Here is a 12462-nt window from a genome sequence, read left to right as displayed (position 1 = left end):
TTTACAGAGATCACTCTACATGATAAATTAACCAATAAACCAATCATCCTACAAATTCGAGGTGAAAAATGAAAATCGAAAGAACGAACCGTATGTCGCTTGTCGATCAAGTGGTTTTACAAATAGAAGAGTTGATTGAGTCCGGCACTTGGCCGGTTGGCACCCGGCTTCCTTCTGAAATGGAACTAATGGAACAATTTGATGTAAGCCGTAATACATTGCGTGAAGCCATTCGTGCTCTTGTACATAGCGGCCTTTTACAGACAAAGCAGGGAAGCGGCACCCATGTCTGTTCGACGAGCGCTCTCGGTGCGGCCATTGAGCGCCGGGTGAGTAAGTCACGCTTACAGGAAACATTAGAGGTCCGGCATGCGCTTGAACGAGAAGCCGCTCGGCTTGCGGCTGCCCGCCGGAGTGAGGAGGATGTCAGAAGGCTGCGGCTGTACTTGGATAACTGCCGACAGGCGAGCGCGGTACGAAATCAGGAGGCTTATGCTGAGGCGGATATTCAGCTGCATCAAGCAGTTGCCGCAGCTACCCGTAACCGTCTGCTTATTGAATTATACGAGCACATGACCGAGGCTTTGCATTCTTCTGTTCGTAATCTCGTTGAACTTTCTTTTTGCACAGATGTTCATGAGTATATTCATGAAAAGCTGGTGGAAGGCATTGCTGCACAAAATGAGGAGGCAGCAGCAGAGGCTGTTAATGAATATATGGCTTACTTAAAAGACTTGCTATCTACTAGTTTGGAGGAATGAAAATGGGGGAACCACAAACAATTAAGTCTTTAGAAGCGGTAGACACAGCGAAAAAGTGGAAGGCGGCGGCTTTAATAGCCGGTATCCTATTGATCGGCGCAAATCTAAGAGCACCTTTAACCTCTGTCGGTCCTCTAGTGCCAGCGATCCGGGATAGCCTGGGGATAACGAATGCTGTTGCAGGTACGATTACAACGTTGCCTTTGCTTGCTTTTGCTCTTTTATCGCCATTTGCTCCAAAGATCTCCCAGCGGTTTGGAATAGAGTGGACTCTATTCGCTGCTTTGATCGCTCTGGCGGCGGGAATCGGGCTTCGTTCTTCTGGAGGGGTAGCGGCATTATTTGCAGGAACCGTTTTACTAGGGTTGGCTATTGCCATTGGCAATGTGTTGCTGCCTGGTTTTATTAAGCAGCATTTTGCCAAGCGGCTCGGTGTGATGACAGGTGTTTACTCTGTTTCGATGAATTTGTGCGGGGCGGTGGCCTCTGGTCTTAGCGTGCCGCTTGCCTCCGGTGCCGGCTTTGGCTGGTCAGGTGCGCTTGGAGTATGGGGAGGATTAGCGTTGATTGCTATTCTCTTTTGGCTGCCTCAGCTGCGCAGGAAGAAACAAACGGCCGTACTAGGCGAGAATCGTCCTAGCAGCCGGTTATGGCATTCTCGTCTAGCTTGGCAAGTCACCCTGTTTATGGGGTTACAATCGTTGATCTTCTATGTAGTCATTACGTGGCTTCCGGATATTCTCCAGCAAAAGGGAATGGACGCTGGCTCAGCTGGCTGGATGCTGTCGATAATGCAATTTTCTGTTTTGCCATTTACCTTCATTGTTCCAGTGCTAGCCGGGCGGCAGGAGTCGCAGCGCGGCATGGCTGCTGCAACGGCAGCTTTATTTACGATCGGTCTTGTCGGTGTTCTGTTTGATAGCGGGATGCTTTTGCCCTTATGGATTATTTTAGTTGGGATCGGAGCAGGGTCCGCGTTTAGTTTGTCGATGATGTTTTTCAGCCTGCGTACGCAGAGCACACAGGAGGCGGCAGAGCTATCGGGAATGGCCCAATCATTCGGTTACCTTCTAGCCTCTATTGGACCTGTTTTGTTCGGCGGGCTGCATGATATGACAGGAAGCTGGACCCTTCCTTTAGCTACGCTTATCGCTGCTTCAGTGCTGATTTTTATCATTGGATTATCGGTTGGAAAAAAAGGATATGTTACCTCGCCTATTAAAAAATAGAGAAGATATGACCGTTAAAAAGCGGATGATGACCAGTTTGTTAAAGGTCCTCATCCGCTTTTTTATTGTAGTGGCGTTCGGATATCCAGAGCCATGCAGCCCCTGTCAAAACGAAGAAAGCCAGCAGGAGCAGGGGAATGGTATATCCAGAAAAATAATCGACAAGCCAGCCAAATAACGATGGAGACAGCATAATCCATAGTTGATTTAGCGTTAAAGCAAAGCTAACGGTCAACGTAGCAAAGTGGGGATTTGATTTTTCTGAGACAAGCACGATAAAGAGACTAAACCACCCGATTCCTAGAAAGCCGATCCAGAAGCTTAAAAGGCTAATCTCCCAGCTAGAGAGATGAGGCGGCAGGAAAATCAGTCCCAGTATGGCAAGAGCAGAGGCCAGCATCGTCAACTGCAGCGGTTTGCTGCGATTTCCTTTAAATAGCCGGTCACTGATCCAAGCAAGAATAATTCGTCCAACCATCCCGCCTGCAAGGGCAAAGCTTAAAAAGGATCCAGCTGTACTAAGTTTTACGTGCAACGTGTTTGTAAAGTAACTCATGAAGTGGGCGATGATGATAATTTGCAAGGAAACCATTATCATCCCGATAAAGAATACAGGATAAAGAGCGGAGTTGCTTTTTATTTTGTTTAATTTTTCAATAAAGCGCTGCTTTTCCGTTTGGACTTGCTTTTGCTTGACATCTTTATAGAAAAGAAGAAAAATGATCCCTCCTATAATAGCGACCGTACCTTGTACAGTAATAGCGGCGATTAGACCGCTAGAGTGAAAGAAGAAGGGGAGCACTGCTGAAGCGGCCGCACCGCCAAGAGGAATGCCGGTTTGGCGGATGCCCATCGCCAATCCGCGATGCTGCTGTGGAAACCATTTCATAATGGCACTGCTTCCGCCAGGCTGGGCCGTTCCGTACCATAGGCCGACAACGGCTAAAATGAAAAGGAGCAAGGTATACTGATTGGTCAGGGAAGCGGATAAAATGCTTAATCCAAGAAAAACAGAGCCTAACCCGACGACCCACTTTTCCCCATGCTTATCCATTAAATCACCGAAGAATAACATTGAAAAGATCGGGCCTATATTGACGGCTGACACTAACAGACCAACCTCAAATTGTGAAAGATGATGCTCTCTTTGATAGAAGGCTGCCAGCGGTCCGATGCCGTACGTGACGAACGTAGCACATGCCTGTGAAAAAGTAGCAATTAACAGGATGATCCACTGATAGTTTTCTCTTTTTACAAGGAACATAGATTTCTCCTTTGAAAATGAGAGATTTGAATGCTGTCTTCATCATACCGCATAAAAAATGGAAGGACTATTTTTTTAAGGGTTCGGTCGTCATTCTTACAAATGAAAATGACTGAACCTGTCTTTTTTATATGAAAAATGTCTGAGACATTACTTTAACAGACAAAGTAATGTGAAGTATAGTGTACTTGTAGGAGGGACGCATAATGGGTGCAAAAATATCATCAGATTTAATTAGAGGCCACACAGACACGATTGTCCTTGCAATCTTAAAGGAAGGGGACAGTTACGGATATGAAATTTATAAAAAAATCATTGAGAAAAGCGAAGGGCAATACGAATTGAAGGAAGCCACTCTATACTCTAGTTTTAGAAGACTTGAACAAGAGGGGTGTGTCACCTCTTATTGGGGGAGTGAGACGCAAGGAGGAAGAAGGAAATATTACAGTATGACGGCTTCTGGTGAAACACTTTATAAACGAAATCGTGATGATTGGGAGTTTACTAAAGAAGTCATCGATAAATTATTATAGAAAGGCTGTGAAAAAAATGAAGAGTCGCGTAAAGCAGTACATCGAGCAAGTATTTGCTGACTTTCCTCCCTCCAATCAATTAACAGAGCTGAAGGAGGAGGTAGAGGCTAATCTCCAAGAGAGGATTCAAGAATTTACTCATCAGGGGATGAATGGGGAAGAAGCATTTCAGAAAGCAATCAGTCAGCTTGGAGATATCACAAAGGTGGCAGAAGACATCGGTATAAAAGCTCGCTATGAAGTGATTGATCATATGTACAATAAAAAGCCGCTTCCGAAAGTTCACGTCTTTGGATATGTTATTAGTATTGGTGTTCTGCTGTTCGGTATCATTACTGCACTGCTCGTCCATTTGCGAATGGAGGAATACTATATTACGGTTTCTACCTTATTTCCATTTGCCTTCGTTTCGATTAGTGCGCTCGTTTATCTAGGATTGACTCAAGAAACCCCTCATCACTTCGGAATGAAACCAATCCGGGCAGCAGGCTACACAGCAGCGACAGCACTTTTGTTGTTCGGTTTATTCACGGCTGGTATTGTTTATTTTCAGGGACAGGCGGAAAATGGCGAGTGGGTTGCTACTCTTCTTCCTTTTTCCATTCCTTCTATCTGTCTTTACGTTTTTCTTGGTCTGACAGAAAAGGATCGCGGAAAGCAAGATCAAGAGTGGATGCGATATACAACTAAATATTATAATCCTGAATATCAAATGGTTCGGGGGAGTATCTCTGGTGCACTGTGGATTTTTGCCTTTGCCATCTTTCTTATTCTCGGCTTTGCTGTTAGCTGGAAGTACGCATGGATCGTGTTTATTTTTGCAACAGGTATAGAAGTGCTCATTGGAATCATTCCTTTCAAGCAGAAGAGAGCTTTATAAAAGAAACGTACTTTATAGTGATTAAAAAGGAGAAGAGAAGTTAGGTATCTCTTCTCTTTTTTCTAAGTGGGCGTCTGGCTTTTCAGAAAAAACAATCATTTCGATCATCTCCATTTTCTCCCTTATAATAAAAATAATTAAATAGTGGATGGGAGAAAGGGGAGATTAGATGCAAAATGTTCTGTTGATTTTGTTTGGCTCATTTTTAGTAGGGGTAGCCTATAACTTTTTTTTAATCCCGCATGAGATCCTGAGCAGCGGGCTCAGTGGAGTCGCTATTATGTTTGGCCTGATCACTCCTTTAAATACCGGCGTAGTGAACTTGCTTCTCAATTTGCCGCTTTTGATTATCGGTTTTATTAAACTAGGAAAGCGCTTTATTAGTTATACTATTTTAGCGGTAGCGGCTATCTCCTTTAGCCTCTATGCGATACCGATCGTGGAAGTGTCAACGGAGCCTGTTTTATCTGCTCTATTTGGCGGTGTGATGACAGGAGTTGGCATTGGGATGATATTTCGATCTTCGGGTTCATCCGGCGGGTTTGACATCATCGCGATGCTGTTGACGAAGAAAAAGGATTTTCCACTTGGCTCGATTTTAACAGCTATGAATGCTGTCGTTGTGTTGGCGTCAGGGTTTATTTTCAGCTGGGATGCTGCGCTCAACACGATGATCGCCATCTATGCGACTGGAAAAGTAGTGGATATGATTCACACGAACCATGTGAAGCTGACCCTGATGATCATTACGGCTAAAGGGGAAGAAGTAAAAGAAAAACTTTTGGCAAATTTGTATCGAGGCGTGACGATGATGAACGGAGAAGGGGCTTATACAGGTGAAGGCCGGGCTGTGCTCGTCACTGTGATCACTCGTTATCAATTGACCGATGTGAAAAGAATGATTCATGATGCCGATCCGGGAGCGTTCGTGAACGTTACTCAGACGGTCGAAGTCGTCGGTTCCTTCCATCGCGCATCGTAAAAAAGCAAGCCTTTTCCAAGTCGGAAAAGGCTTGCTTTTTGATTTACTGGCCACTTCAGCTGAAATACGGGCCTCATCCTACGGCTTACTGGCCACTAAATCTTCACAGTATTCACGAATGAGCCGCGATGCTTTCGTTTGGCTGATGCCAAGATCATCTGCCACTTTTCTTGACGATTTGTGCATTTGATAAGATCTGCGAATAAGACTCCGCTTCGTTTGATCAAGCGCTTCATCGAGTGTGTGGGGAAGGGATAATTGGGTAACAGTACCGGCGTTTTCCGTAATGATGGCTGGCAGGTCAGACACTTGAATAATCGAGTCGCTCGTCACTACTAATCGTTCAATCAAATTTTCAAGCTGACGTACGTTGCCTGGCCATGGATAATGAATCAAGATGTTTAGACATTCTTCTGAAATCACCTTATTCGTATGATATTTCTTGTTAAATGTATTTAAGAAGTTATACGTGAGTGGAATAACGTCTTCCTTTCTCTCTCGCAGCGGTGGAAGATGAATATCGATGACGTTAAGACGGTAAAATAAATCTTCCCGGAATTTTTTATCCTTGACCATTTGCACTAAATTTTGATTCGTCGCTGCCACAATACGAATATCTACTTTTTTCGTTTCACTGCCCCCAACCGGGATGAATTGCTTGTCCTGGATGACTTGAAGCAGCTTAGCCTGTAATGCGAGCGGCATTTCCCCAATTTCATCAAGAAAGACAGTTCCGCCATCGGCTGCTTCAATAAGGCCCGGCTTTCCTGCTTTGTTAGCCCCTGTAAAGGCGCCTTTGGCATAGCCGAACAACTCCGATTCCAGCAGCTCCTCTGGAATAGCTGCACAATTGATCGTTAAAAAGGGCCCCTTTTTCCTCTGGCTGATCTGATGAATGAAATGGGCAAATACACCTTTCCCTGTACCGGATTCTCCTTCAATTAAAACAGTGGAGTCGGTCGGTGCCACTTTTTCACAAAATGAAATGATCTGCTTGATTTTGCCGCTATTTGTCACAATCCGATCTGCTTCTTCTTCGACGTGAGTTGAATTTGACTCGTTTTCATTTTCGTTGGCCTTCACCATTTTATAGGTCTGTGATTCTGTAGATGTAATGACGACTAATTCAATGTCTCCTGCCTCATTTAAAAGAGGGACAGCCGCTGTGAGCAGTTCTGCTCCAATATAGGTTTGCTGCTTCATATAACATGGCTTTTTTCTTCTATACACCTCTGGAACGATAGAAGGTCTCCAATAGCCTTTTTCAAATAATTCAATATTGTATTTGCCGATGACATCTGTCGGTTTTAATCCATAGTGTCGTTCGCATGCCTGGTTTACATAGAGAATGCGCTTTTCGCCGTCTAGTACGAAAATTTCATCGGAAGAGTGGTCGAGGATTTTCAATAAAGTCTCTAATGTCATCTCAACGCTGTTTTTGTCCTCTGTATGTTTCATGAAATAATCCTCCTTTTTAAAGCATGTGAGTTATTTTTGACTAAATGTTGTCTGTTTTGAGTTAAATATAACTCAATAACGGTTGTTTTTGAAAGAATTTTCTTTATTTTTTTATTAATCACGCTATTTATAAACGTTGGCATCGTAATTGCATATATAAAAGCGACAGGCAATAAAACAACTTGTCTTAAGAGTCAGTTAAAGGTTCAAGGAAATCACTTTCTACATCAAAGGGGGAATGATGATGAAGCAGCAGTCTGAAGTATTTGACATTACGATTATCGGCGGCGGTCCAGTCGGGTTGTTTACCGCTTTTTATGCGGGTATGCGCCAGGCTTCGGTAAAAATTATTGAGAGCCTTCCTCAGCTCGGCGGACAGCTGTCCGCTTTATATCCTGAGAAATATATTTATGACATTGCCGGTTTTCCAAAAGTACGTGCCCAAGAGCTGATTGATCAGTTAATGGAGCAAATGAACCAGTTTGCGACAACGGTTTGTCTTGAACAATCGGTAGAGAGTATTGTGCGAACAACCGATGAAGTGTTTGCTATTACAACAAATGAAGAAACACATTATTCGAAAGCCATTATTATCACAGCTGGAAACGGTGCTTTCCAGCCGCGTAAGTTGAGAATTGAAGGGGAAGAAAAGTTTGAAAACGCTAACCTTCATTATTTTGTTCAGAACTTAAATCAATTTGCCGGAAAGAAAGTAGTCGTATTTGGCGGAGGAGACTCAGCGGTTGACTGGGCGATGATGCTAGAGCCAATTGCAGAAAAAGTAACGCTCGTTCACCGCAGAGATAAATTCCGTGCGCATGAGCATAGCGTTGAGCTATTAAAACAATCAAAAGTTGACATTCTAACACCGTATGTACCAGTGGAACTCGTTGGGGACGAAAAAATTGAAAAAGTTATTTTATCAGAAACAAAGAGCGGCGAAACATTTGAACTCGAAGTCGACGACGTACTAGTGAACTATGGATTTGTTTCTTCCCTTGGTCCAATTAAAGACTGGGGACTTGAGATACAAGGTAACTCAATCGTTGTGAATTCCCGCATGGAGACCAACATTAAAGGAATTTATGCTGCGGGGGACATTTGCACATATGAAGGAAAAGTGAAACTCATTGCGAGCGGTTTTGGAGAAGCGCCGACTGCTGTCAGCAATGCCAAAGTATATATTGACCCGAGTGCAAAAGTACAGCCGCTTCATAGCACAAGCGTGATGGGTGAAAAAGATAAAAGTACCCAGTCGGTGTGATGCCGAGGGGAGTCGATCCATTAGGAAGTGAACTAGGATAACAGGAAGGAGGCAAGCAGTATGGCTAAATATACAATGGTAGATCAAGAGACATGCATTGCCTGCGGTGCCTGTGGAGCAACAGCACCGGAGCTATTTGATTATGACTTAGAAGGACTTGCCTTCGCTATTCTCGATCATAATGAAGGAACTACAGAAGTTCCGGAAGAGCTGGAAGAAGATTTAGAGGATGCATTTGATGGCTGTCCAACAGACTCTATTAAAGTAGCAGAACAGCCTTTTTCATGTAATAAGGCAGCAGTCAGCTAAAACGAAAGCGCTTTATCATATCAACTATTCTATTTGGCAGTGCCAATATCAATTTAGCACAATTTTGAGGGGGAGAATGAATCATGGCTTATAATAAAGTGGAAAACGCGACAAACCGGACATTTGAAAGAACGATGACGTATGACTTGTATACAGATCCAAAAGTATTGGAAAAGGAAATGGACCTTATTTTCTCAAAATCCTGGCAGCTTGTGGGCCATGTCAGCCAATTAGAAAAACCAGGCTCTTTCTTTACAACAGAAGTAGCGAAAGAACCAATCATTGTGATCCGCGGCCAAGATGAAGTGATACGCGCATTTTACAACGTTTGCCCGCACCGTGCGACAAAGCTTGAGAAAAGTGACGCGGGCAAGAAGAAAATTCTTCAATGCGGCTATCATGGATGGACGTTCAAATTAGATGGAAAATTAAATAAAGCGCCGAACTTCAGAGGGGAAGACGCTGCTTGTGTGCAAGATGCTTGCTTACGATCTGTTCGTATGGAAATCTTGGAATCTTTGATTTTCGTGAACTTAGATGATAACGCGAAGCCGCTTAGCGAGTCCTACGGCGATTTCTTTGAAAGATTAAGCAAGTTCCCATTCTTAAGTGAGTTAAAAAGAACAGGCCAAAAAACGCGTGTCATTAAAGCAAACTGGAAGGCATTTATCGACAACTATTTAGAATGTGACCATTGCCATGTTGCTCATCCAAGCTTTGTTGCTACACTAGATATGGATGATTATCAGATCATTACATGTGAGAATTACTCCATCCAAGGCACTGTTGTCAAACCGGATAAAAATTACGGAGAAGTTGATTTAAGTCAGGCGGAGATGCAAGGCGGCACTTTCTATTGGTTATGGCCAAACTTGATGGTAACGATTTATCCAGGACCAGGAAACATGGCGACGATTCAAATGCTGCCAATCGATCATGAAAATACATTAGCTGTGTACACTTACTATTTCCGCGATGAAAATTTAACGCAGGAAGAAAAAGATTTAGTTGCTTTTGCAGAACAAGTTCGTCAAGAGGATGTGGACTTAGTAGAGCTTGAACAAATTGGTTTCCGCTCTCGTGCCTTTAATAAAGGTGTGTATTCTTCTTCAGAAAAAGCGATCGTTCAATTCCACGAAATGGTACTGGAGGCCCTCAATGAATAAAATAACGAGTGAAGCAAAGTCTATCAAACAGTTTCTTTTGATCAATGGTGAGAAAGTAGAAGGTTCGGCCTATGCGCCCCTTTACTCTCCTTATTCAGGAGAAGAAATTGCTCAGATTGCCATGGCGGATAAAGAGTTGACAAAGCAGGCCATCACAGCTGCATACAATGCGCGTGGAGCCATCAGTAAAATGCCTGCTTATCAACGGGCAGAAATTTTGGAGAGAGTAGTCGATCTTTTGAAAGAAAGAGCAGATGAGGCGGCTGAAATTATCTCTCGTGAATCAGCGAAGCCAATCGTATTTGCTAAAGCAGAAGTAGCTAGAACGATTGAAACATACAAATTTTCTGCTGAAGAAGCGAAACGAATTCACGGTGAAACGATTCCTTTTGACGCGGCTGCAGGCGGCGTTGGCCGAATTGGTTATACAGTGAGAGAGCCGATCGGGGTGATTGGAGCGATTACGCCATTTAACTTTCCGCTCTCTTTATTGCGGAGCTATTTGCAGAAGCGGGTCTTCCAGCTGGTGTGTTAAATGTGGTAACAGGGCCAGGCGGAACAGTCGGAGATGCCATTGTGGAAGATGACCGCGTCAGCATGGTAACGTTCACAGGCAGTCCAAGTGTCGGCATTGGCATCCGCAGCAAGGCTGGGTTGAAGAAGACAACACTGGAGCTAGGCTCTAATTCAGCCTTGATCATTGACAAAGATATTCAGATTGAGGACATCATTGATCGCTGCATTATGGGAGCTTTCTCCAATCAAGGTCAAGTGTGTATCTCGCTTCAACGTGTATATGCTCATGAAGAGGTGTATGATAAGTTCATTAAGAAGTTTACGGAAGCAGCGAAAAAGCTGAAAGTCGGTGATCCGCTTGATCCTGATACGTATATTTCTGCTTTGATCGCCAAAGGAGAAGCAGAGCGTGTGCTGGGATGGATCGAAGAAACGAAAGAAAGCAATGCCCAAATAGCGACAGGGGGCAAGCTGCAAAATGGTATTTTAGAGCCAACGATTGTTACCGGTGCAGACAGTGAGCTAAAGGTATCTTGTCAAGAAGCGTTCGCTCCGGTTGTCGTCGTAAACAAAATAAGCAGCATCGAAGAAGCGGTGGAATTAGTCAATGATTCCCGCTACGGTTTGCAAGCAGGAATTTACACAAACAACATTAAAAATGCTCTATATGCTGCCCAGGAGCTGCATGTAGGCGGTGTCATGATCAATGACGTGCCGACATACCGCGTTGACCAAATGCCATATGGCGGAGTCAAAGAAAGTGGAACAGGGCGTGAAGGCATTAAGTATGCAGTTGAAGAAATGACTGAAATGAAATTAGTTGTTTGGAATCAAAGCTAAAAAAGAGGAGATTATCGTGGAGACATTTAAAATAGCGGTTATTGCCGGCGACGGCATCGGGCCGGAAGTCATTAACGAAGGGGTAAAGGTTTTAAATAAAGTAGCTGAGCTTGATTCAGGTTTTCAGTTTGAGTTTACGTACTTTCCATGGGGATGCGAATTTTATACGAAGCACGGTAAAATGATGGATGATGACGGGATTGAGCAGCTAAAAGAATTTGATGCTATTTACTTAGGAGCTGTTGGGTTCCCAGGCGTTCCGGACCATATTTCACTCTGGGATTTACTGTTGAAAATTCGTAAAAGCTTTGACCAGTACGTCAATATCCGGCCTGTTACTTTATTAAAAGGCGCTCACCTGCCGCTTGTCGATGCTAAGCGTGAAGACATTGACATGCTCTTTATTCGCGAAAACAGTGAAGGCGAATACTCAGGTGCCGGCGACTGGTTGTTTAAAGGACAAGAACATGAAGTGGTATTGCAAAACAGTGTGTTCTCTCGTAAAGGAACAGAGCGGATCATTCGTTATGCATTTGAAACAGCAAAGAAAGAAGGAAGATCACTAACGAGTATTTCCAAAGCCAATGCTTTAAATTACTCGATGGTTTTCTGGGATCAAGTGTTTGAAGAGGTGAGTGCAGACTATCCGGAAGTGGAAACCGCTTCTTACCTCGTTGATGCAGCAGCGATGCTCATGATCAAAGATCCAAAGCGCTTCGAAGTCGTAGTGACGTCTAACTTATTCGGAGACATTTTAACAGATTTAGGTGCTGCGCTAGCGGGAGGCATTGGGCTTGCGGCAGGAGCAAATCTTAACCCTGAGCGCAAGTTCCCGTCCATGTTCGAACCGATTCATGGATCGGCTCCCGATATTGCAGGGCAGGGAGTAGCAAATCCGCTTGCATCTATTTGGTCCGCAAGCCAAATGCTCGACTTTTTTGGCTATGAAAAGTACGGACGAACTGTCTTGGAAGCGATGGAGCAGTTGCTTGTAGAAGGAGAAGTGCTGACGCCTGACATGAATGGCACAGCTTCTACTTCTGAAGTCGGAGACCGAGTCGTGCATATAATTGACTCGCTGATTAAATAATAAAATGATGTAACAATTGGCAACAGATGGAGGCATGGATCTTCATCTGTTGCCAATTGAATTAATTGAAATTTCGAATTATTTACAAAAATTACCATTAATTCAATATATAGTAACCGCTTACATCGATAACGTAGATTTCGCTATAAAAAGTAACTCAACCTTATAGG

11 protein-coding genes and 1 pseudogene are annotated in these 12462 nt (G+C 43.7%); 10 read left to right on the top strand and 2 right to left on the bottom strand.

Going from position 1 to position 12462, the window contains the following annotated elements; genetic code table 11:
- The first annotated feature begins 68 nt into the window (after window positions 1-68).
- Entirely contained in the window at window positions 69-761 is a 693-nt protein-coding gene (locus tag AC623_RS16080; RefSeq protein ID WP_049664281.1) for a FadR/GntR family transcriptional regulator, read from the top strand.
- 2 nt (window positions 762-763) lie between these two features.
- Complete coding sequence (locus tag AC623_RS16075; protein WP_156187063.1) at window positions 764-1990, top strand: CynX/NimT family MFS transporter; 1227 nt, start codon at window positions 764-766, stop codon at window positions 1988-1990.
- A 40-nt stretch (window positions 1991-2030) separates the two neighbouring features.
- Here AC623_RS16075 and AC623_RS16070 read toward each other — a convergent pair whose 3' ends face one another.
- The gene (locus AC623_RS16070) at window positions 2031-3254 is read right to left on the bottom strand and encodes an MFS transporter (RefSeq protein ID WP_049664276.1); all 1224 of its coding nucleotides are present in this window, start codon (window positions 3252-3254) and stop codon (window positions 2031-2033) included.
- Window positions 3255-3460: 206 nt separating this feature from the next.
- Here AC623_RS16070 and AC623_RS16065 point away from each other — a divergent pair, with 206 nt between their 5' ends.
- From AC623_RS16065 to AC623_RS16055, 3 genes are all read left to right on the top strand, one after another.
- Window positions 3461-3787 (top strand): PadR family transcriptional regulator, encoded by a 327-nt coding sequence (locus tag AC623_RS16065; protein ID WP_049664273.1) that lies wholly within the window; start codon window positions 3461-3463, stop codon window positions 3785-3787.
- 16 nt (window positions 3788-3803) lie between these two features.
- Entirely contained in the window at window positions 3804-4667 is an 864-nt protein-coding gene (locus AC623_RS16060) for a permease prefix domain 1-containing protein (RefSeq protein WP_049664269.1), read from the top strand.
- Between the two features lie 169 nt (window positions 4668-4836).
- Window positions 4837-5649 (top strand): YitT family protein, encoded by an 813-nt coding sequence (locus tag AC623_RS16055; RefSeq protein WP_049664266.1) that lies wholly within the window; start codon window positions 4837-4839, stop codon window positions 5647-5649.
- A 78-nt stretch (window positions 5650-5727) separates the two neighbouring features.
- On the opposite strand, the gene AC623_RS16050 is transcribed toward AC623_RS16055, so the two are convergent.
- Window positions 5728-7107, bottom strand: a complete 1380-nt coding sequence (locus tag AC623_RS16050; protein WP_049664262.1) for a sigma-54 interaction domain-containing protein — start codon at window positions 7105-7107, stop codon at window positions 5728-5730.
- A 244-nt stretch (window positions 7108-7351) separates the two neighbouring features.
- Here AC623_RS16050 and AC623_RS16045 point away from each other — a divergent pair, with 244 nt between their 5' ends.
- From AC623_RS16045 to AC623_RS16025, 5 genes and pseudogenes are all read left to right on the top strand, one after another.
- Window positions 7352-8371, top strand: a complete 1020-nt coding sequence (locus tag AC623_RS16045; protein WP_049664259.1) for an NAD(P)/FAD-dependent oxidoreductase — start codon at window positions 7352-7354, stop codon at window positions 8369-8371.
- A 60-nt stretch (window positions 8372-8431) separates the two neighbouring features.
- Window positions 8432-8680, top strand: coding sequence for a ferredoxin (locus tag AC623_RS16040; protein ID WP_049664256.1), 249 nt, complete (start codon window positions 8432-8434; stop codon window positions 8678-8680).
- An 83-nt stretch (window positions 8681-8763) separates the two neighbouring features.
- Window positions 8764-9846: an aromatic ring-hydroxylating oxygenase subunit alpha gene (locus tag AC623_RS16035; protein WP_049664252.1), complete on the top strand. Its 1083-nt coding sequence runs from the start codon at window positions 8764-8766 to the stop codon at window positions 9844-9846.
- A pseudogene (locus tag AC623_RS16030) lies at window positions 9839-11202 on the top strand (aldehyde dehydrogenase family protein). The gene AC623_RS16035 and the pseudogene AC623_RS16030 overlap by 8 nt, the downstream one beginning before the upstream one ends.
- Window positions 11203-11218: 16 nt before the next feature.
- Window positions 11219-12292, top strand: coding sequence for a tartrate dehydrogenase (locus AC623_RS16025; RefSeq protein WP_049664250.1), 1074 nt, complete (start codon window positions 11219-11221; stop codon window positions 12290-12292).
- Window positions 12293-12462 lie beyond the last annotated feature (170 nt).

The organism is Bacillus sp. FJAT-27231 (genome assembly GCF_001183975.1).
In the GTDB taxonomy this organism is placed as follows: domain Bacteria; phylum Bacillota; class Bacilli; order Bacillales; family Domibacillaceae; genus Pseudobacillus; species Pseudobacillus wudalianchiensis.
The sequence above is the reverse complement of the archived record's forward strand: the minus strand, read 5'-3'. Positions and strand labels throughout refer to the sequence as shown.